This window comes from Kitasatospora sp. NPDC092286, assembly GCF_044755565.1.
Taxonomy (GTDB): domain Bacteria; phylum Actinomycetota; class Actinomycetes; order Streptomycetales; family Streptomycetaceae; genus Kitasatospora.
In genome coordinates, this window is the sequence record NZ_JBIVRD010000009.1 from 28,822 (window position 1) to 49,106 (window position 20,285).

Sequence of the window (20,285 nt, forward strand, 5' to 3'; positions counted from 1 at the left end):
TTCTATACTCCCTGATGCATTGGTGTCCACTCATTGGCGATTCAATCCCCTTGACAAGAGCCAGAGTTGCGGCGGTCCGCGAGGGTCCGTCGCCGGGGCGCGGGCCGGGGCCTTGACCATGAAGCGGATGTGGCGGGTCGGCTCAGGGCCCGTCGGCCGGGACACCCCGGCCGGCGGGCGCTCGGCCTACCGGTTCCAGCCCGCGAAGATCGCGGCCCACCTGGCTTCCTCCACTGCGGCTTCGGCCGCGAGGCGGGCCGGGTATGCGGCGGCAATGGCGTCCAGCCGGGCGATCTCGCGGTGGTTCTCCAGCTCCCAGCGCAGGATGAGTCCGCCGCCCGGGTTGGGCTCCTCCTTGAGATAGGCATCGAGGGCGGCGTCCGGGTCGGGGTGGCCGACGGAGAGGAACCAGAAGGCGTTGCTGTTGTAGTGGACGCCCCACTCGCGGTCGAAGTCCTCCGCGCCCTCGTCGCCATCGGGCTCGAAGACGTAGAAGCCGATCGACCAGGTTCCGTCCTGGCACTGCCAGGCGACGTTCTCGCGGTGCAGACTCACTGGGTTCCTTCCCCTCGACCTTGTACTTAGATTCTATACTCATCCTTCCTGGTAGGTCCACTCCGGGGTAAAGCAATTCCCCTTTATTGCAAAGGAGTTGCCGTCATTCGACCAGTCCCGGAGGTGCGGGCCAGCTGACTCCGGTGAGGGCGCGGCGGTACTGCTCCGGCAGGGCCACCACCGGGTGGCCGAGCCAGTCCCGGCCCATGTGCGCGAGGATGCAGGCGTCGGCCTTGTCGTAGCGTCCGGCGCCGTCGCACTCCAGGCCGTACCGTTCGGCGACGGCGTCGCGGACCATCCCCTTGGCGACGCGGGCGCGCACGGTCTTCGGGTGCTCCTTGGCGGGGTTGGCGACGCCGCAGGCGTAGATGGTGCGCTGCACGGGCGGGACCTGGGCGTAGGGGATGCGCTGGCGCCACAGCTCCTGGGTGACCATCCACCACAGTCCGGCGAGTTCGTGGTGCCCGGCCTGGGCGCCGTGGCCGTAGGCCGCGCCCTCCACCACGACCAGGTCGGCGCGGCGGACCCGGTCGGTGATCGCCTGGAGGTGCCAGTCGAGGCGGGCGTGGCCGCGCATCCCGGTCTTGGGGCGTAGTGCGTCGGCCCAGTCCGGTCCGGCGACGCCGGTGGAGGTGAGGGACAGGTCGAGGCCGATGACCAGGGGTACGGGGCCGCTGGCCGTGACGGTGGTGCTCATCGGGAAGTTCCTTCTCGTGACTTCCCGCCGCCGGCCCCATCCGGGCCGCGGGTGCTTGTCGTGGTGGTTCGTGGTTGGAGGCGCGGGCCCGCGTCGTCCCCGGCGGTCGCCGGGTGCCAGCACGATGCGGGCCCGCTCCGGACGGTCAGTTGTCGTTCAGCTGCTCCATGAGCGCGCCGAGTTCGGCGAGGCCGTGGATGTGGTTGCGGTGGCCGACGTGCGCGCACGGCCGGAGCAGTTCGAACTTGTCGGTGTCGCCGTCTTCATCGCCTGCCCACCGCAGGTACCAGCCGGGCGTACCGGGGACGGCGGCTCGGGCGGCTCGGTACTCGCCCGAGTAGGTGGAGGTGTCCTCCCAGTCGAGCAGTCCGGCTGCTCCGGCGCCGAGGACCTCCGTCGCGTGGACGTGGGCGAAGCGCCCGGCGTCGCCCGCACCGGCCCGGGTTCGGCGGCGGTCTTGGGCTCGCTTCTCGGCAAGGGCGAGTTCGGCCAGGTCGGCCAGGGTCGGGCTGTACGGCATGCGGATTCTCCCGTGGTCTCGGGGGTCTGGGTGGGCGCGGGCGTGCACTCGGGTGGGGCTCGGGCGGAAGCCCTGGCCCGGTCAGGCGGCGAACTCAAGGAACAGCTGCTCTTCCTCGCTGGCGGACTGCTCCTCCGTGTCGGCGTCAGCGACTGCCTGGCACTCCTCGCACTTCTGCTCGCCGAAGGCGTGGTGCTTGTCGACGCCGGCGGTGCTGCCGCACACGTCGCGGGCCTTCCCGGGCAGCGGCAGGTCCTCCTCGTCGACGCCGACCGCGGTGGCGATGACCTCGCCGTCAAGCCAGATCCTGCCTCCACAGACGCCGTCGAACTTCCGCGCGTGGGGTGCGACCTGGCTGATGCACTGGGCGCGGTGCGGGCAGAGCGTGCAGTTCGGCAGGACCGGCTCGCATATCTCCATGAGGCCGTCCTTCGTCTTCCACTCCCCCTCGGCGGGGCTGTAGCGGGGGTCGCGGAAGCACGCGGGCGTGAACAGGTCGGTGTCGGGAAGAGCGGTGAACACAGGTCGGGGCTTTCTCGGTGGTGGCCGTCCGCGCCCCGGTCGGGGCGCGGACGGCAAGGGAGGTGGTCAGGAAGTGGAGCGCCGGCACAGCCGGGGCCGGGAGGGGGCCAGGGGGCCGGTCACAGGACTTCCAGCAGTTGGCGGCCGATCCATCGGGCGACGTTCACCGAGACGGCGTTGCCAGCCTGCATGGTCTGTTCCGCGCCATTGCCGAGCACGATGTAGCTGTCCGGGAACCTCTGCCCGGCCAGCTGCTCCTTCGGCTTCAACATCCTGAACCAGCAGTCGGCGATGGACTCTTCGGTGACGACGATCGCCGCCGACTGCTTGGTGGACAGGGTGTGGAACGGCATTCCGGCGTGCTTGGGCGCGCTCTTGCGGTAGGGGACGACCAGGGTGTTGCGGTCGCGCGGGTCGACGTGCCCGCCGGGCAGGACCAACCCGTGGTGGTTGCCCTGCGCGGTGACGGCGGCCAGCGGGCTGTGCACGCTGGACGCGGTGGAGTGGTTGCGGTACTCCACGACGAACGGCGACGGCGGGGTGAGCAGTGCCTCGGACTCGCGGGTGGTGCGGGTCCGCAGCGGCTGGCCGACCGGGTAAGGGGTGGTGTTCCACGAACCGCCGGTCGGGACGAGCAGTGCCTCGCCCTGCTTGGTGGAGCGGGTGGGCATCGGCCGCTCGTGCAGGGCGTAGGCGCGGTCTCCGCCGTCCTTGCCGTGGGTGAGGGTCACGGAGTACGGGACGTGCGGGAACAGGGCCATGCCGGCGCGTATGCGGTCCATGGTGGTGTCGGCCAGCGGCTTGCGGCGTGACCCGATGCGCTTACCGAGGTCGCTCCAGTCGATGGCGGCCGAGGCGGGACGGACGAACGGCTCGACCAGCGCCCGGTCGCAGCGGGAGTTGGGGCACCGGTAGTCGTACTTCACGCCGTACTTGCCGATGGTCACCGCCGGATCGCGCCACGTCTGCACGGCATTGACGTGCTCCCCGCACTCGAAGCAGAACGCCGCCGGCGACGGGGTGAGGTTCGGCTTGCGCATGCCGCGGCGGGTGAACGTCACGTAGATCCGGTCCCGCCACTGCGGGGCGTGGAGGTTGTCAGTGTCACCGATGTGCGCTGAACTGACCGATGTGACCTGGTAGTTGTAGCCGAGCGCCTGCATGGCGGCGATCCACTGCGGGAACAAAACCCAGTCGGTGGCAAACTCGGTGACGTTCTCCACGACGATCGCCCGGTACTTGTGCACCTCGGCGGCCCGCACGACGCACCAGGCCGTGACCCTGGTCTTCTCGAAAGCGGCGTCGGGAAGGGTCTTGAACTCGTCGTCACCATCGGGGAGTTCGAACGTCTGGTTCTCGCGGGGCCGTCCTCCGGCGGGGCTGATCTCGGTGCAGATGACGCTGGCCCACAGCACGTCGGCCTTCGGGAGGTAGCGCATCGGCAGGGCGCTGACGTCGATCCGCAGGTGGTCGGCCTTGGTGTGGTTGGCGGCGTGGGTCTCCAGGGCGAGCGCCCAGTGGTTGACGCCGAGGACGAGTTCGAGCCCGGCTTCGACCAAACCGGTACTGGAGCCGCCGGCGCCGCAGAGGAAGTCGATGAACTTGACGGACACGGTGGCTCCCCTCAGCTCTCGTTGTGGTCGGGCAGCGTGTGGGTGGACGGGGGCGCCTGGTTGCCGAGGGCTTCGCTCTGCTCCGGGTGCTCGCTGTCCTCCTCGCTGGAGGGGCTGAGGCGGAAGATGACGGCCGCGATGGCGTCGGCGGCGTCCGGATTGTCGAAGATCAGCCCGTCGTGGATGTGCTCCAGCGAGACCACTGCGTCGCGGATGCGCTCACGCAGGAGCGTGACCTCGCCCGGCGGGAGCTGGGCTCGGACGGCGGCGGGCGTGGCGCGGCTGGCGGCGTCCTGACTGTCGGCCGTGGCGACCAGCTCGCCGCGGTAGGGCTCTATCGCCTTCGCCCAGTGGTTGGGGCCCATGACGATCTCGATGGCTCCGGGGGCGGCGGTGGCGGGCCGGACTCCGTGGAGTGCCTGGTGGGCCAGGCGGGCGAGGAGGTCGTCGTGGGACGAGGTGACGGGCCGTATCTCGGGCATTGCGTGGAACCCGAGCCGGGCGAGGAGGTCGTCGGAGGGTGCGGGTTCGGCGTTGTGGTGGTCGGTCATCGGAAGTCCAAGAGGTCAGGTCGGACACTTGAAGTGTCCCCAGTCAAGTTGAGGGTGCGGGTCAGTAGACGCGGATGCCGGTGTGCTCGACGGAGCGGCGGAGGAAGGCCAGCCAGGGAGCCCAGTCGCTGTAGGTGGCCTCGATGTCGGCCCGCCGTCCGGCCGGGGCCGCGTCGTAGGTGGCGAGCGCCGCCGTGATCTCCGCCGGCGCGATCAGCCAGCCGTCGTTGCCGTCGACCTTGTAGTGCGGGATGCCTCGGATCTCCGCTTCGGTGGCGCTCATCCTCGCGTCGTAGGCGGCCTGGACGGCGGCAAGGTTGGCTTCCTTGCCCGGCACGACCTGGCCCGGTCCGGTGAAGTCGTCGCGGGTGAGGCCGAAGGTGCTGAGCAGCACGTGGTCGGGCACCGGCGGATCGGCGAGCATCCCGAAGTCCCTCATGGCAGTTCGGATCGCCGCCATCCCCCCATTGCTGAACAACTGCCAGCAGGTGCGGTCGTCGGTGCCGTCGGTCGTCTCGATGTTGAGCTGGAAGCCCATCAGGTTCGTCTCCGTTCGGGGTGGGCGGGCCGCCGTTGCGGCCCGCCCGGTAGGTCGTGGTGGTCAGTGGCTGCGCATGCCAGCGAAGTCGCCTGCGATGTGGAGGAAGTCGATCCAGCCGTCCCAGTCGTCGATGCGGGCGACGGCTGCGGCCCGCTCGTCGTGCGGGGCCCGCTGGTAGGCGGCGAGGGCGGCGGTGATCTCGGGAGGGGTGATCAGCCAGCCCTCGCCGGTGGCGAGCTTGTGCCGGGGGATGCCGGCGGGCTCAGCGGCCCCCGTCTCCCGGAGGGCTTCGACGAGGGCCTTGGTCGCGGAGTCGTCCACGGGGCAGCCCCCGCGGAAGGCGCTGTCGAAGGCCGTCTCGGCGAGGCGCAGCACGTCCAGGTCCTGGATCATGCCGAAGCCGTCCATGGCCCGCAGGACCGCCGCGTGCGTGAAGTGGTCGAGGAAGTAGACGGCGGAGTACTCGTTGCCGTTGAGGCGGTAGGCCCTGCCCATCGAGGTGCCTTTCGTGTGCGTGGTGGAGGTCTGTAGGGGTGGCCCCGGCCCGCGTTCGCGGGCCGGGGCGTGGTGGCTGTTCGCCGGGTTCAGGGCTTGGTGCGGTCCTGCCGGATGACCCTGCGGGCGCGGAGGGCGATGCGGAGCGCGTACAAGGCGATGAGGAACCCGGTCACGGCGATCGCGAGTCCTACGGCTTCAACGGCGTTCATTCGGCTTCTCCTCGGGTCGTGGTGTACGTGGCGGTCGTGGTGTCCAGGTCGGCGTGGCCGAGCCGGTCGGCCGCCCGCCGGCGGGACCCGGCCGGGCTCGGCAGGGGCCGCAGCTCCGGGGAGGCCCACAGGAGGTCCAAGACGCGCTGGAGGGCCGGGTGTTCGCCGTCGGGCAGCGGGCCGGGGGTGTTGTCAGGCATGCCGGTTGGCCTTCCGGGCCGGGCAGTCGCGGGCGGTGTAGAAGCGGATCATGGCGATGTACAGGCCGTTCGCGTCGCCGATCCGGTGGAGGTACTCGATGCCCTCGCGCAGGCGCAGCTCGTCCTCTTCCGTCTCGGGGTGGGCGAAGGGGCAGTAGCAGCGGACGCCGAGGCTGCGGCCGCCGGGGATCAGCTCGGCGAGGGTGACCTGCACGACGACGAGGCGGTCTCCGTCGGCCAGGACGTAGCGCGGCCAGTCGCGGCTGGCGTGGTGCTGGATGATGTCGCCGGGGAAGGTCTCGGCAATCTCGGCGGCCCGCTGCGCGGCTTCCGTCACGGAGTCGAGGGGCCGGGTCGGGGCGTAGGCGGCGGGTCCGTACTCGTGGACGGTGGTCATGGTGATGACGGCGGAGTGGGTGACCGGCTCGGGGAGCATGCCGCGGCTGGTGAGGAAGGCGTCGATGGCGACGAGGAGCGGGGCGAGGAACGCCCCGTGCGGTGCGTCGGGGCCGGTGGGTGTGGAGTCGTAGACGACGTGCCGGACGGTCGGGTTGTCGTCGCTGTCCCGGATGACCAGCCACTCGGTGATGCTGTCGATGTGGCCGGGCAGCCCGCCGGCTTCGGCGCCGGGGCCGATCGCCAGGTGGGTGCCGTCGGGGAGCTTCGTGAGGATCAGGTCCTGGCCTCCGCAGCCGTCGATGTCGGTGACGAGGCCCCGGCGACGCAGCGGGGTGATCAGGGGCTCGTAGATGGCGTAGAGGGCGAGCCAGGCGGGGTCGGTGACGCGGTTGTGGTCGGGCACGGCTGCGAGTGGCACGGGGTTCTCCAAGAGGTCGTCGGGCGGTGGTGCTGGTGGTCGGGTGGGTCAGGTGAGGCGCAGGAGGCGGCGCAGCAGGTGGCTGCGGCGGGTACGGGGGTCGGGCATGGAGGGCGGGGGCGGGAGGTAGCGGGCGAGGACGGCGAGCAGGGGGTCGGGGTCGGTTCCGAGGTGGTGGTAGCGGCCGAGGAGGGTGGAGTCGTAGAGGGGGGTGTAGTGGCCGGTGGGAAGGATCCGGGCGGCCTTCCAGCCGGTAGCGCCGCTGGGCTTGCGGGCGGTGGCTCCGCCGACGCCGTCGTCGGTGATGTCGAGGAGGGAGCCGTCGGGGAGGCGGAGGAGGAGGCTGGCGTGCTGGCGGCGGCTGGCGATGTGGAAGGTGACGCCGCGGTGGCGGGCGAGTTCGGTGATCGGGCTGTACGCGGGGGCGAGGACGGGGGTGTCGGGCAGCGTCACGGCAAATCTCCAGTAGCCGGGGGCTCGTCAATGAGTCCCCATACAGATTGAGGCCGGGGGGATGCACCCCCCGGCCGTGGGGGGTCAGGCGGCCCGGTCGCCGGCGTGCCGGTCGGCCCAGGCGGTGAGGGCGTCGGCCATGGCCCGCATGTTGAGCGCGACGACCCGGGCGTTCCCGATGTCGAACCGATTCGGCTCGGCCGGGAAGTCGTAGCGGTCGAGCCCGAGGGAGGCAACGAACTGGTCGACCCTCCATGACAGCTCGGCGGCGGGGCTCTCCGCAGCGTCCTCGTCGACCGCGCCCTTCACGCGGCTGGCCAAGTCGGCGATCTCGTCGAGGTCGCGGTCCACGTCCTCGTCCTCGGTGCGCTCGACGGCGATGGCACGGACAAGCGGGTCGAGAATGCCCGTGTAGTCGAGGGCGTAGGTCCAGTGACCCTTGGAGTCCTTGCCGGTGACGAGCGTGGGCAGCATCCCGTTTCCTTTCCTGACCGAGGGGCCTGTCCCCCTCCTTCGTCTTTATTCTATACTCATTCGAGAAGGTGGCACAACACCCGATTTACCGTTATCTATTCGTTATATCGGCTGCGTTGGCGGGCTCCACGCGCTACCTCCATCGCCAGCGCCCGCGCGCTCTGGACATCGTCCGACCGCTCCCTTGCCTGCTGCCGCTGCGCCTCGCTGTCCCGCAGGAAGTCCGCCATGCGGGCCTGCTCGGCACGGTGCGCGTCCTCGCGGCGGCGCTTCTCCTCCGCTTCCCGCCCTGCCCGGGCGCTGGTTCCGCACGCCCGGCAGTTCTTCGCCACCCTGCTGTGCCGCGGGCAGGCCCGGCCCGCCTTCCCTGTGCCCGGAGGCGCTTCCCCTGCGGCGTCAGCCGTGGGGGGTAGGGGGGTAGGAAGGACTGAGGTAGGAACAGAAGGAAAGAAAGGGGTTCCCCCGGGGGAACTGACTGGGTTCCCCTGGGGGAACCCAGCGGGTTCCCCCAGGGGAACCCGGGACCGGGCCACTGGTGGGTCGCCCTGGGGGAACCCATCACGCTTCTCGGCGGCCCGCGCCTCCCGCCTGTCGACATCCTCGTAGGTGCGCGCCGGGGCCGCCGGCTTGGAGCGGGCGACACCCGGCCGGGCGAGCCGGGGGTTGCGCGGCGCCGTGGAGGCCGCCCTGCGCCGCTCCTTCAGCTCCTCCGTGTGCGGCAGCGTCGGCAGCACCAGCGGAAACACCCTGTACACCGCCGTCCGGCCGATCTTGCCGACCTCGATGCGCTCCACCAAGCCCTTCTCCACCAGCTGGGTGACCAACGTGATCGTGCGCTTCTCGCTGACCCCGGTCCAGGCCGCAAGCCGGTGCAGGCCCGGCCGCGACAGCCTGGTTTCGTCGTCGGCGGAGTCGCAGATCTTCATCAGCGCCAGCTTCTCCGTCGGCGTGACCATGTCCGGCGGCAGGTAGGCCGCGATGAGCATCAGGTGAATCGACATGCGGGCCTTCCCCCTCGGTGGCGCGGTGCGGTGCCGTTGGGTGCCGTGCTCACTCCCGGGCCGCCCGTACGTCGATCCGGCGGGACGCCTTCTTGGTGACCGAGCGCAGCGGCACGGCGATGCCGGCGGAGACGAGGGCCTTCACCATCCGGTCCGTGTCCGGGACGGTAGGGATCGGCGCGTCGAGGCTGTCGAAGATTTCGATCATGGCCCGGATGTCGGGCTCCTCCACGCGCTTGTCCGCACCCTGCCAGTGCAGGACGTTGCGGCCGTACGGGCCTTCCACCGCACCGTCGACGGCCTTGCGCACGAACTTCTTGATCCGGTCGGCGTCCGCCCACTCGCGGTGGGCGTTGACGTAGTCGGCCAGGTGAACGGCCACGTCGGCGTCGTCCCGGACGATGTTGGCCTGCACCGGCCGCCCGCCGACCGACTCGCCCCAGCAGGCCGTGGCGAACGGGCAGAAGTCGCACTGCGCGTCGATGCCGGGCCCAAGAAACGTGCGGGGCGCTTCCTCGGGGTGCGCGGTGTCGGCGATCCGCTCCAGCCACCACACGGCCTCTTCGGCGATCTCCGGGTCGTACGGGACCTCCTGGATGTGCTCGGCACCGTCGTCGCGGCAGATGAACCGCAGCCGGATCCGCTCGACGCGCAGCGGACCGAGGCGGGCCAGAACCCGCTGGCCGTCGTCGTCGGAGAACCCTCCGGTCATCAGCAGCCGGGCGTACGTCATGACCTGGCGCAGCTCGCCGGCAGTCGCCCCGTACCGCAGCACCTCGTCCCAGCGGTAGATGGTGCGCGTCTTGATGTCCTCGACGGTGATCACGTCGGCGGGCACCTTGGGGCGCAGGCGGCGCGGGAGCTGGCGGGCGGTGACCCGGTCGAGCTGGACCACGTCGATGCTGCCGCGGATCGCCGCGTCGGCGACCTTCTTCTCGACCAGCCAGCCGAACTCCCGGCGGGCGGCGGTCGTCAGCCCTTCGTGGATGTAGGTGCCGAGCATCGCGGCGGGGCTGACGACGTGGTCGGTGCGCGGCGAGCCGTGGTAGATGTGCGCGGCCCGGCGCTCGCACACGAGGTCGGAGGCGCCGAGTTGGCGCTGCCGGGAGCGGGGCCGGGCCTGGTCGGCGGCGTCGGCCGCGACCCAGATGGACGGCGACTCGGGCCGTTCCAGAACGGGGGTGGACATGGGTGTACTGCTCCAAGAGGTCAAGGGGCGGGGCGAGACGCCGGGGCCTCGCCCCGGGGAGGGGACGGCTCTACCGCGGGCGCGGGACCGACGGCGGGCAGTCGCAGCCGCCGACACAGGCGCAGCCCGCGCAGCCGGGGCACCAGTCCTCGGGGGGCCAGCCGCATTCGGTGCAGCAGTCGCAGCGGGCATGGCAGGCCGCGCCGTGGCACAGGGGTGCCGGGCGGAAGTTGCCGATCATGGCTCGTACGGGCAGGTCCGGGCCACCCTGTTCGGGGCGGCCCGGCCTTCCTCCGCTACGCAGCGGCGGCGGGCGCCGGCGCCGGGGTCGGCGGGTCGCCGAGGACTTCGGCGTCGGCTTCGGCCTGCTGCGCCTCGGCGGCGGCCCGCAGCCGCGCGGCGTCGCTGTCCGGGGCGTCGTCCATACCCGGCTTGGGGGCCGCGAGTTCGGCGACCCGCGCCCTGACAGCCCCCCGGACGGTGTTCCACTCCGGTTCGGTCAGGCCCGTCTCCGCCCCGGCGTCCAGCTCGGTCCACAAGACGAGGCACTCGTCACGGCTCGTCGCGGCGGCGATCCGCTCCATCCACGGGCCGGTGCGGTCGCCGACCAGCACGGGCATCTGGCGGGGCTGGCTGGCCGTGGAGCAGCCCAGGAGGTCGAACACCAGCCGCTCGACGGAGAAGCCGGGCAGCGGCAGCGGATTGCCGCTCTCCACACGGAACCTGAGCGTGCGAGCCTTGATCAGCTCCGGCGTCCGGTCGCGCCGCATTCGGACCCAGGCGGACACGTCGAAGCCGATGTCCTTCTGCGCGCCGACCTTCCACTCCCGCACCACGCGGCGCCGGTCGTCCAGCAGCGGCTGGCCGTCCTCGCCGGTCGCCGAGATATCCCTGCCGCGGGCGAGGATGATGGCGATGCCCGGGAAGGTCTGCATCGCGTGGATGATCCGGTACCAGCGGTTGGAACTGTCGTTCCACAGGTTGCGGGTCACGTCGACGTTGGCGTCCGGGTCGTTGCGCAGCTTGTCGCGGTTGCGCTGCGTGCGCTTGGCCCGCTCGCCCGCCCAGTTGGACAGCATCCGCCACAGGGCGGTGCCGGAGTCGATGACCAGGACGACGGGCTTCTCTCCGGCTGCGGCGGCCCGCTGGGCCTCCTCCCGGACGGCCTCGACCTGCTCGGCGATGTCCTGGTACGTGCCGTCGTGCTCGATGACTTCGTAGTCGGCGTTGGGTATCGCGCCGTACTCGTCGGCGGAGCCCTCGGACAGGTCGACGACGTACATCTGGCCGATCCGCTCCGACGCGGAGAGCTCGAACGCCGAGTACGTCTTGCCGGCGCCCTCCTCGCCCTCGATCAGGAGGAACGGGTAGGGGATGACGCAGGTGGGCTTACGGGACTTGATCTTCGGTGGCACGGTGACTTCTCCAAGAGGTCGTGGTGGTGCTCAGTCCGTGCGCAGGGCTCGGACTTCGATGTGTGGGGCCCACTCGGGGTGGCGCTCGATGAGCAGGCGGGCGTAGCGCGACCTGTAGTCGTTGTTCAGTGCGAAGTCGTCGGCGCTGAGGGTGGCGCGGCCGTAGCTGTAGCGGACGAGCTCGAAGAGCATGCCGAGGCTGATCTTCGAGAAGCGCGCTTCGATGCACTCGGCGGTCAGCCGCTCAAGCTCGGCGAGCACCCAGCCGTTGAGGTCGTGGAACTGCTCGAACCGCTCCTGGATCGTGCCGCGCCGGGGCTCTTGCGGACCGGGCAGGACGACTCGGCGGACGGCCTCCAGACCGGGCAGGTGGTCCTGCGTGACGGCAAGCACGTGCTCTCTCCCCTCGACGTGATGGGGATACTACGAAGATTCCCCATACAAGTCGAATCCCTTGCCGACACCCCCTCACGGGGAGCCGGCGGGGCGCCACCCTCGACGCCTCAGCAGGGCGCAGGTCGTACCGTCATGAACACCCCCAGTCTCGATCGGAGAGCCCGTCGCTCTCCTTATGCCTAGATTCTATACTCATTCTCGTGGGGTGGTCAACTCTTCTTCGTGACGCCCCTGGTCAGGATCACCGAGCCGGGCCCCGCGTAGGTGCCCTCACGCAGGCCCTTCTCCACCTCCTCGTCGATGACCACCGGCTTGGCCTTCGGCGCCGCGTTCATCCGGGCGGCACCCTCAAGGGCGTTGTCCAGCAGCCACAGCGGGGAGCCGGACAGCTTCCAGTCCGGCGCGGGGAACGTCCCCGTCTTGAGCGCGTGGTCCAGCCTCGGCAGGCCGTGCACCGGGTCCTCGCCGACGATCATGGCGACGAACTCCTGCTTGCCGACGATCGGCGGCAGGTCCGCCAGATGCACGGCCAGGGCCGACACCAGGCTCCGCCCCGGCGACTGCGTCTGCACCAGCTCCTCGACGACCGCCATGTTCGGCTCCTTCGGCCGCGCGAACCGCTCGCCGAGCCCGACCGCGAACTGCAGCGTCCAGTACGCCCGGCCGCTGACGATCTTCGCTTCCTCGTAGTCCAGCTGTCCGCGCTGGATCCACTGCGCCGCGTTGCGCGGCGGCCCGTCGTAGATCGCCGAGAGCTCCTGCCCGCCCACGATCACCGGCTTCCGTCCAGTACCACCCACTGCGCCACTCCCTGCACTCGCCGACATGTGAGTATTAAGTCTATGCGGCAGGGTCTCGGAGGCCAGGCGCCGAAATTCTGCTGCTAGAGTCGAAGGTCCAAGAGGTCGGGCCCCCATTCCATACGGAACAGGGGCCCAACTTGTATCCGGGGCAGTACGGTCCTGCGACCCCTTTCGGCTCGCCCTCCGGGGGTAGGAGGCGGGTTACTCGTGGGCGGCACACCCCGGCGAGCACGGCCGGGCAGATCACCGAGCAGCGATCCACCCGGCCGCCCGGATCACTGCGGCAGTGCGGCCTTACCGCCCGGGTACGCCGGCGGCTTCGCGTAGCCGAGCAGCCAGCCCCAGCGCGGCGACACGAAGTGCTCCGCGAGCCGGAACAGCGCGTAGTACGCGAAGGAGACGACCGGGAGCAGCACCCCAGCGAGCGCGGCCGAGTCGAGGTCGAGGCCGTACCGGGCGGCGAGGGCAACCAGCCAGCCGACCAGCGCGGGGACGGCGGTGCGCAGCAGGGAGAGGTAGAGGTTCACGGAAATCCTCGAACAGGCGGGGGCGGGGGCGGGGTTCAGGACCACAGACGGCGCCAGGTCTCCGGGCCCGGCAGGCCATCGGCGTCCGATCCGCCCCAGCCCTGGGCGCGCTGGAAGCTGGCCACGTTCTGCCGGTCGGCTTCGCCCCACGACTGGGACGGCCCGACCCTGTACGCCCCGCCGAAGCCTCGGCGCACCAGCTGCTGGCCAAGGGCGAGGATGCTGCTGTTCGACCGGCCCGGCCCGAAGGCGTCCCGGCCCGGGTACGCCGGCGGCCCGGACGGCTGCGGCTGCGGGGCAGGGCGGCTGCCCAGGCGGGAAGCGACCCGGGCCCGGAACTCGCCCATGTCGATGCCCCGCGGGTCCGGCTTCCCGGGCTGCCACTCCTTGTGGCCGATGACGGACCGCTCGGTCCAGCCGTGCGCGCGGCACACCGCAGCAGCCGCACGCACCATCGCCTCGACCTGGGCGTCCGGCCAATCCTCTGACCCTGAGCCGGTGTTGACGCATTCGAAGCCGTAGAACCTGCTGTTGCCGTCGGTGTTGGCCTGGTCGGCGGAGGGCAGGTTCCGCTCGGCGATGACCGCGGCGAGCACGTCGCCGTCGCCCGCCCCGGCATGATTGGTCCGGCCGTAGCCGACGAGGTGCACACCGCCATCGCGGGCGATCACGCCGTGGCACAGCGGGCCGGGAAGCCCGGCGTAGCCATCGTGGCAGATCTGCACGGAGGCGTCGGTGCCGGACGTGGCGGTGTGGTGGATCACGATGCCGTGAACGGGGCCCCACGCCCCCTTGCTGTTGCGGTTGTGGTTGCGCCAGCCGCCGATCTCGTTCACGGAGACCCCCTCGTTTCGGAGGGCGTTGAGGAAGGCGTCGGCGGACAGAGGTGTTGCCATGGTTGGTTCGCGTTTCTCCCCCGCGCACCAGTTGATGGGTCGTGCTCGGCGGCCTGCCCGGGCTCACGGCCTGGGGAAGGCCGCAGTTCTACGGGTGGCCGCCCTTCGACAGCATCCACAGCTGCAGCGCCGCGACGACCAGCGGAGCCACGAACGCGCCGATCAGCCAGCGCCTCGCGGCCGCCGCCGAATCCTCGGCTGCCGCCCGGGCCCTGACCTCGGCTGCGAGGTCACGTTCGAGGACAGCGAGTCGCTGCTCGGTCAGGCGCTGATCGGAGAGGTAGACGTCCTTGGTCACGGCCTGCTCGATTCGGCCGGCCAGGACCTGGAGGTCAGCGCGCAGGTTCTCGCGGAGCCCGGCGATGCCGTCGCGCTGGTCCTCGCGGATCTGGAGGATGACGCGCTGAAGCTCCCACAGCGTGGGCTCTGCGGTCGGCGGGACGCTCACTGAAACTCCGAAAGGGCGTTCCCCGCGCCGACCGCCATCCTACGGGCAGTCACCGCAGTCACCGCAGTCGCCGAACTCACCAAGCCGCAACGCGGCGCCTCTCGACCGAAGTTCAGGCCGTCAACTCACGGCGATGTCCCTCCGTCAGCTCTCGACTGCCCACCCACGCTTGACCCTTGGCACCCAATAATCGCCACATGTCCTAAATCAACCCCTATGGATGCCAAATGCGACATCACCCACCAAATCCTCACCCCTCCCGGCGATTACCGGTCGAATCGGCAATCATTCCAGCCACAACCCCTCCGATCAATTTCCGATCTTCAACGAATTGATACCTTCAAATGGAACGCCGTGCACGTACAACAATCACAAGATCCAATTAGAATTGGAGCTGGGGTTGATAGTTCGACGCATAGTTTCGGTAGCTGCTGCGCTCATCCTCTCGGCAGCTGGGGCTGGCGCCGCCAAGGCCGCTCCCGCGACCAACGAAGTATCCATCGAGGGCACCAAGACAATCGAATTCTCGCAGTCTACGGCCAGGTCCGTAGTCGACTTCTGGACGCCGGATCGCCTGCGGCAGGCCGCAGAGAATGCACAGCCTGTTCCAACCATCACCGCCGAAGCCGCAAGGAGGGCTCACGAGAAGGCGGAGCGGAACCAGAAGAAGACACAGCAGGGCGGCCCTGTAGCGGCAGATTCAGTCGCCCCGGAGCGCCAGAACAAAGCTGCGGCTTCACCAATGGCTACCAGCGCCACGATCGCCGACCGCTCATACTCCGACCTCGCATCGCCGCTAGGTCCGGACATCAACATAACGGGCAGGCTTTTCTACACCGTCGGCGACCGGCTCGGTTCGTGCACCGCAGCCGGCATCGTCTCGAACAACAAGAACTCGATCTGGACCGCAGGCCACTGCCTGCACAGCGGGGGAAAAAGCGGAAGCTTCCACTCCAACTTCCTCTTCGCGCCCGGGTACGACGAAACCGCCCCATGGGGATACTGGCCCCTTCGGACAGGCGTCGTTTCGGCCGGCTGGTCCGACGACGCCGACCTCCTCTGGAGCGACATCGCCGGCGGGATCGTCTTCCCGAACTCTCAGTTCGGCAACCTTCAGGACTGGCTCGGCGCCTATGGGTACCAGTTCAATGGCAACACCGATATTAACAACGTTACGTCCCTCGGATATCCGAGCGACGGATACAACCGTACAAGCGCAAGCCTACACGATGGCGCCAAGCCAATGTACTGCCACGGAACTGCCGTCGATGCCGGAAACTGGAACCCTCTCGACAATCGCTTGAAGCTGGCCTGCGACATGGGCCATGGGGCCAGCGGGGGCCCACAGATCGTCAACTTCGGGGGCAACAACCAAATCGTAGGGGCGAATAGCCACCGCCTTGTTGACGCGAACAACAACTTCGTCGAGAACTACCTCTACTCGTCCAACCATGGATCAGCCGCCGTAGGTGTGATCAACTGGCTCAACGCTCATTGAAAGAACTGAGGCAGTGGGCCCGCGAGGATGCGGACCCACTGCCTCTTCTACTTTCCCGGCGCCCGCATCGTCTCCATCATCGGCTGCGGAGGATTCGTCCGCATAAATTCTTCAAAAGCTGCTGGATCGTCCACGTACCTTTGCATCTCCGGTGAGATCGTGAAGTCCTCGTGAACTACCACGGCCCCGGAACCACGAACCAAAGTCACTGCAGTTGCCGTAACGCCTACTGCAAGTACTCCTACCATCGCCACTAACACCAGACGCGCCCGCCTCATGTCCACCCCTTCACGGATCTGGAGAGCCGTGCCACTGACTGTGGCAGCCGACGGGCCACCGGCCACTGCCCTCTACCTTCCAACAGCGTAGGCGGAAGCATGGGCGTGTGGTCAGCCGATCCGGAACCGAGTCACTGCTCCAACTGTCGGCTCAGTCGACGGAGGACCATTCGGCGGCACCGAACGACACCCAGCCTCCGAACGGCCCGGTGGCGTTCCAGATTTCCAGGTTGCCGTTGGCCTGGACGAACAGGTTGGCGTTGACCGCGTTGGGGGTGGCGACGGGGAAGACCTCGCCGACCTTCGGGCGGAGGTTGGGATCGTCGATGGTGCCGATCACGTTGTCGGTCACACCCGCTGGAACCGACACAATGCCGCGCAGGGCAACCATGCCGTCCGGACGCTTCTTCAAAGTGACGGACTGCCATCCGCCGAGCTGTGAGCAGCCACGCTTGAAGGTGATCGGCGTCCACGCGGCGTTGTTCTTCACGAGGCCGTAGCCCACGTCGACGTTGCCGCCCTGGACGCGCAGCCCGTTGCCGGTCTGGATCAGCACCTCCCCTTGGAGGGCCTTGATGAGCAGGCCGTCCTTGCTGAGGTACATCGCGGCGATCTGGTCAGCGAGTTGAGTGAACCACGACTCCGGGTCCAGGCGGGTGAGCGCGGTCTTGTACCCGCCGGTGCTGCGGCGGACGCTCAGCTCGATCGACGCGGCGTTGTTCTTGTCTCCGGCGTTCCCGGTGATGACGGCTTCACCGGCCATCCCGTACTCGCTGGCGACGCTCAGGGAGTAGCTGCCCCGGGCCGGGTAGGCGGTCCCCGGGCAGCCGGAGCTGAGCCACAGGCGGGGGGTCTGGGTGCCGTCCGCCGTGAGCTGCGGACCGGTGAGCCGGGTCATCGGTGTCGAGCCGTCAGCTGTGGTGCGGACCTCGGCGGTCAGCCGGGCGGGCTGCTTCTCCACGTCGGCGCCGGAGTAGAGGAGAGCGGACGGCGCCGGGGAGCTGTCGACCGGGTCGGTCGGGGCGAGCATCACCCTGCGGCCGGTCAGCCCGGTCTGGAGGATGCCGCCGGTGACGGTGGCGCCGGTGATGGTGACGCCCTTGATGGTCTTGCCGTCGATGGCGTCGGCGGCCAGCAGCGCGGCGGTGATCGCCCCCGCCGAGATCTTGTCCGCGGTGACGGCGTTCACGGCGAGCTTGTCGGCCGTGATGCACAGGGCCTTGATCTCGCGGCCGGTGATCGCGCCTGCGGCGACGGTCCCGGCGACCACCGCGTCAGCCGAGATCTTCCCGGCGGTGACGGCGTTCACGGCGAGTTTGGAGGCGGTGACCGCGCTGGCGGCGAGCTGCCCTGCGGTGACGGCGCCGGCAGCGAGGTTCGCCGTGTTGACGGCCCCGGCGGCGAGTTCGGCGGTGCTGATCGCTCCGGCGGTGATCTCGCGTGCGGTGATGGCGTCGGCGGCGACGCTGCCCGGGGTGACCGCGTCCTTCGCGAGTTTCCCGGCGGTGACGGCGGCCTGGCCGAGCTTGGTGGCGGTCACCGCGGCGTCGGCGAGGGCGGCCGCGTCGATCGCGCCGACCGCGACCTTGGCGGCAGTCACGGCATCGTCCGCGAGCTGGAGCTCTCCTACGATGCCGGCCAGGACGTCCTGGGCGACGACCGGGGCTGGCCCGGCGAACGCGGTCGGTGACGGGCCGGACGCCTTCCCCGATGTCGAGCGGGCCACCAGGACGACCCACACGGGGGTGCTGGTCGGCACGGTGGCGGTGCCGCCCTGCGGGGACTCGATGGTGGTGACGAGGGTGGCGGGCGACGGGGTGAACGATGCGGCGGTCGCGGCGTGGACCTCGATGCGGGAGAAGTCGAGGGGGCTCGGCGTGCCGTCGGCGAACTGGCCGTTCCAGCCGACGCGGACACCGCCGAGGGTCGGCGTTGCGGTCGGTGCGGCGGGCACTGGCGGGGTGGGGCCGTTGACGATGTTCAGGGCGGTGGTGCCGTCGGGCTGCTGGCCGATGATGGCGCGCAGCTGGCCGCCGGCAGTGACCTTGAGTGCGCCGTCGTCGACGCTGGAGTAGGCGAGGTGGGAGGAGCGGGACAGTTCGGGCAGGGCTGCTTCGAGCGCGGCGATGCGCCGGGCGAGGTCGTCCAGGGCGTTGGGCACAGGTTCAGGCTCCGGTGGTGAAGGCGCGGGCGAGGCGAAGGGTGACCGTTTCGGGGCTGTCGCCCTCGGCGGGGCGCAGCGTCCAGGCGGTGATGCGGCACCAGCCGTCGAAGCTGGTCCACTGGTCGCGGACGGATACCCGAACGTCGTCGCCGATGGACCAGGAGCCGATCGGGGCGGCGGGGTGGTCGACGACGGTGATCTCTTCGACGGCGGCGCTCTGCTGGCGGCGGTCGCGTTCCGCGCGGACGAGTTGGGCGAGGGTGGTCGGGTCGGTGACGCTGGGCCGGTCCAGGACGGTCTCCATGCGCAGGCGGCCGTCGCGGACGGCGTCGACAACGCGGATCTTCGCGGATCCGTCGCCGGCGCCAAGACCTATGACGACCTGCGCGAAGTCGTCGGCGTTGTCGCGGATCGGGGTGGGCCTGACGATGTTGACGCCGCTGGCGAAGTAGACGTCATCGCGGCGGGTTCCCAGTCGGGGCCAGGCGACGGTGATGCGCCGCTCGGGCTGTTCACCGTTCCAGGCGACGTTCTCCGTCCATTCGGGCCCGCGGTCCAGGCCGGTCGCGTCCCGCAGCACCGATGACAGGGCGGGGGTTTCCCACTCCCGCGTGGCGTAGGGGTGTTCGCTGTCGCCGAGGAGCAGCGGGCTGCCGCCGGGCGGCAGGTCGACGTGGACGCCGAGGTCTCCGTCGGGTGCTTCCTGGCAGTACGCCCACACGTCGGCGATCACGCGGCACGGGTCGGTGCCGGTGTAGGGACCGCGTCCGCCGAGGTTGCCGTGGAGGTCGCGGCGCTTGGTCAGGTAGGAGCTGAATCCGCCGGCGTCGAGCGGCAGGACGTCGTCTTCGGGGTCGGTGTCCCACAGCAGGCCGCCCCACGCCAGTCGGTAGTCGCGCTCCGCCCACAGCAGGGTGGTTCCGGTCTTGAGGGGTGCGAGGTGCGCGAACTTGGGAGCGAGGGTGGCGCGCATCAAGCCGGGCCCGTTCAGCTCGGGCCCGAAGGCGACGCCTGACAGCGGCAGGTCCCGGGCGAGGACCTGGCCGCTGAGGGCATCTGTGGTGAAGTACCGGTACACCGGGGGCATCAGTAGACGCCTTCGACGAAGTCGATGTCCGAAACGAGCGTCGTGTTGCCGTTGACGTCGATGCTGCCCACGGAATGGTCGTAGCGTCCGGCCTGCACGGTCAGGGTCTGGGTGGTGCCGCGCTGCTCGGGCTTCCACCAGAACTCGTCGACCATGGAGATGTCGGCGCGCGACGACCAGGTCTGCGCGTCCGTGTCCATTTGCGCTTCGTTTCCGATCACACCGGCGATGACCTGCCGGAAGCCGATGAACACGGATCCGGAGATGCGCAGGCCGTGGAGGCTGGTGACGACGGACGCCTTGGTCGCCCAGGCGGGCACGTCGAAGGACACCTTCGCACCGGACGGCCAGGTGGCCTGCCACACGCCGACCTGATCACCGATCGGCGAGTACCCGAAGCCGCCGATCAGCCGGACCCTGCGCTCGCGGCGGGGGTTGGCGAGCTGTCGCAGATCGGTGATCATGCTGTCGTTGACGGTGGCGCAGTTCGGCGGCTGGGTGATGCGGGCGAGCGGGATCGCGGTCATGCCCGGCGGCACAGTGGTGGTGGTCGCGGAGACGCCCGGGATGACGTGGAAGTAGCCGACGTCGTCCTTGACGGGGTCGCGGTTGCCCTCGTACTCGGGGTCCTCGACGCGCAGGCAGATCAGGTCGGTCCGGCCGGTGGCGCCGGTCGGGGCGATCGGCACCGGGTGGTCGCCGGCGTTGTACTGGGTGTAGGAGCCCTGCCCGAAAACGGCGCCGCGGACGATGGCGGAGCCGTTGCCGACGCGCACGCCGGGCCCGGGCGTCGCGGTGGCACGGACCTTGAGGTCCCCGCCTTCGGTCACGCCCTGCGAACCGCGGGAGAGGTCGCGGATCATCATGCGCAGCGCGCGGGCGGGGTGGATGCCGCCGGTGACCATGAGCGGGGGCTGTATGAGCATGCGGTGG

25 protein-coding genes are annotated in these 20,285 nt (G+C 69.9%); 1 reads left to right on the forward strand and 24 read right to left on the reverse strand.

Annotated features, from left to right (window positions below):
* Positions 1–186: 186 nt before the first annotated feature.
* From ACIQIB_RS11095 to ACIQIB_RS11195, 21 genes are all read right to left on the reverse strand, one after another.
* A complete protein-coding gene (locus ACIQIB_RS11095; RefSeq protein WP_400757598.1) occupies positions 187–555 on the reverse strand; it encodes a hypothetical protein in 369 nt (122 codons plus the stop codon).
* A 103-nt stretch (positions 556–658) separates the two neighbouring features.
* On the reverse strand, positions 659–1,252 hold the full coding sequence (locus tag ACIQIB_RS11100; protein ID WP_400757599.1) for a hypothetical protein: 594 nt from the start codon (positions 1,250–1,252) through the stop codon (positions 659–661).
* 145 nt (positions 1,253–1,397) lie between these two features.
* On the reverse strand, positions 1,398–1,772 hold the full coding sequence (locus tag ACIQIB_RS11105; protein WP_400757600.1) for a hypothetical protein: 375 nt from the start codon (positions 1,770–1,772) through the stop codon (positions 1,398–1,400).
* A gap of 81 nt (positions 1,773–1,853) precedes the next feature.
* Positions 1,854–2,294 carry a hypothetical protein gene (locus ACIQIB_RS11110; RefSeq protein ID WP_400757601.1) on the reverse strand — a complete coding sequence of 147 codons (441 nt, stop codon included), beginning with the start codon at positions 2,292–2,294 and terminating at the stop codon, positions 1,854–1,856.
* 119 nt (positions 2,295–2,413) lie between these two features.
* Entirely contained in the window at positions 2,414–3,907 is a 1,494-nt protein-coding gene (locus tag ACIQIB_RS11115) for a DNA cytosine methyltransferase (protein ID WP_400757602.1), read from the reverse strand.
* An 11-nt stretch (positions 3,908–3,918) separates the two neighbouring features.
* Positions 3,919–4,458, reverse strand: a complete 540-nt coding sequence (locus tag ACIQIB_RS11120; RefSeq protein ID WP_400757603.1) for a hypothetical protein — start codon at positions 4,456–4,458, stop codon at positions 3,919–3,921.
* Positions 4,459–4,519: 61 nt separating this feature from the next.
* Complete coding sequence (locus ACIQIB_RS11125) at positions 4,520–4,996, reverse strand: hypothetical protein (RefSeq protein ID WP_400757604.1); 477 nt, start codon at positions 4,994–4,996, stop codon at positions 4,520–4,522.
* A 63-nt stretch (positions 4,997–5,059) separates the two neighbouring features.
* Positions 5,060–5,494, reverse strand: coding sequence for a hypothetical protein (locus ACIQIB_RS11130; RefSeq protein WP_400757605.1), 435 nt, complete (start codon positions 5,492–5,494; stop codon positions 5,060–5,062).
* An 89-nt stretch (positions 5,495–5,583) separates the two neighbouring features.
* Positions 5,584–5,706: a hypothetical protein gene (locus ACIQIB_RS11135; protein WP_400757606.1), complete on the reverse strand. Its 123-nt coding sequence runs from the start codon at positions 5,704–5,706 to the stop codon at positions 5,584–5,586.
* Complete coding sequence (locus tag ACIQIB_RS11140) at positions 5,703–5,906, reverse strand: hypothetical protein (RefSeq protein ID WP_400757607.1); 204 nt, start codon at positions 5,904–5,906, stop codon at positions 5,703–5,705. Before ACIQIB_RS11140 ends, ACIQIB_RS11135 begins: the two co-directional genes overlap by 4 nt.
* Positions 5,899–6,723: a hypothetical protein gene (locus tag ACIQIB_RS11145; RefSeq protein ID WP_400757608.1), complete on the reverse strand. Its 825-nt coding sequence runs from the start codon at positions 6,721–6,723 to the stop codon at positions 5,899–5,901. The genes ACIQIB_RS11140 and ACIQIB_RS11145 overlap by 8 nt, the downstream gene beginning before the upstream one ends.
* Positions 6,724–6,771: 48 nt before the next feature.
* A complete protein-coding gene (locus ACIQIB_RS11150) occupies positions 6,772–7,176 on the reverse strand; it encodes a hypothetical protein (protein ID WP_400757609.1) in 405 nt (134 codons plus the stop codon).
* 84 nt (positions 7,177–7,260) lie between these two features.
* On the reverse strand, positions 7,261–7,650 hold the full coding sequence (locus ACIQIB_RS11155; RefSeq protein ID WP_400757610.1) for a hypothetical protein: 390 nt from the start codon (positions 7,648–7,650) through the stop codon (positions 7,261–7,263).
* 95 nt (positions 7,651–7,745) lie between these two features.
* The gene (locus tag ACIQIB_RS11160; protein WP_400757611.1) at positions 7,746–8,651 is read right to left on the reverse strand and encodes a helix-turn-helix domain-containing protein; all 906 of its coding nucleotides are present in this window, start codon (positions 8,649–8,651) and stop codon (positions 7,746–7,748) included.
* A gap of 49 nt (positions 8,652–8,700) precedes the next feature.
* Entirely contained in the window at positions 8,701–9,840 is a 1,140-nt protein-coding gene (locus ACIQIB_RS11165; RefSeq protein WP_400757612.1) for a hypothetical protein, read from the reverse strand.
* A gap of 296 nt (positions 9,841–10,136) precedes the next feature.
* Entirely contained in the window at positions 10,137–11,255 is a 1,119-nt protein-coding gene (locus ACIQIB_RS11170; protein ID WP_400757613.1) for an AAA family ATPase, read from the reverse strand.
* Between the two features lie 30 nt (positions 11,256–11,285).
* Positions 11,286–11,648 (reverse strand): hypothetical protein, encoded by a 363-nt coding sequence (locus ACIQIB_RS11175; protein ID WP_400757614.1) that lies wholly within the window; start codon positions 11,646–11,648, stop codon positions 11,286–11,288.
* Between the two features lie 212 nt (positions 11,649–11,860).
* Entirely contained in the window at positions 11,861–12,451 is a 591-nt protein-coding gene (locus ACIQIB_RS11180; RefSeq protein WP_400757615.1) for a hypothetical protein, read from the reverse strand.
* A gap of 278 nt (positions 12,452–12,729) precedes the next feature.
* A complete protein-coding gene (locus ACIQIB_RS11185; RefSeq protein WP_400757616.1) occupies positions 12,730–12,981 on the reverse strand; it encodes a hypothetical protein in 252 nt (83 codons plus the stop codon).
* A 35-nt stretch (positions 12,982–13,016) separates the two neighbouring features.
* The gene (locus ACIQIB_RS11190; protein ID WP_400757617.1) at positions 13,017–13,877 is read right to left on the reverse strand and encodes a peptidoglycan-binding protein; all 861 of its coding nucleotides are present in this window, start codon (positions 13,875–13,877) and stop codon (positions 13,017–13,019) included.
* Between the two features lie 88 nt (positions 13,878–13,965).
* Positions 13,966–14,325, reverse strand: coding sequence for a hypothetical protein (locus ACIQIB_RS11195; RefSeq protein WP_400757618.1), 360 nt, complete (start codon positions 14,323–14,325; stop codon positions 13,966–13,968).
* Positions 14,326–14,545: 220 nt separating this feature from the next.
* Between ACIQIB_RS11195 and ACIQIB_RS11200 the strand changes: the two genes are divergently transcribed.
* Positions 14,546–15,823 (forward strand): trypsin-like serine peptidase, encoded by a 1,278-nt coding sequence (locus tag ACIQIB_RS11200; protein ID WP_400757619.1) that lies wholly within the window; start codon positions 14,546–14,548, stop codon positions 15,821–15,823.
* A gap of 429 nt (positions 15,824–16,252) precedes the next feature.
* Here the strand turns inward: ACIQIB_RS11200 and ACIQIB_RS11205 are convergent, their stop codons facing one another.
* The 3 genes from ACIQIB_RS11205 to ACIQIB_RS11215 are packed head-to-tail and all read right to left on the reverse strand — an operon-like array spanning position 16,253 to position 20,278.
* Positions 16,253–18,262, reverse strand: coding sequence for a hypothetical protein (locus tag ACIQIB_RS11205; protein ID WP_400757620.1), 2,010 nt, complete (start codon positions 18,260–18,262; stop codon positions 16,253–16,255).
* Between the two features lie 4 nt (positions 18,263–18,266).
* Complete coding sequence (locus ACIQIB_RS11210) at positions 18,267–19,352, reverse strand: hypothetical protein (protein ID WP_400757621.1); 1,086 nt, start codon at positions 19,350–19,352, stop codon at positions 18,267–18,269.
* Positions 19,352–20,278, reverse strand: a complete 927-nt coding sequence (locus ACIQIB_RS11215) for a hypothetical protein (protein WP_400757622.1) — start codon at positions 20,276–20,278, stop codon at positions 19,352–19,354. The genes ACIQIB_RS11210 and ACIQIB_RS11215 overlap by 1 nt, the downstream gene beginning before the upstream one ends.
* Positions 20,279–20,285 lie beyond the last annotated feature (7 nt).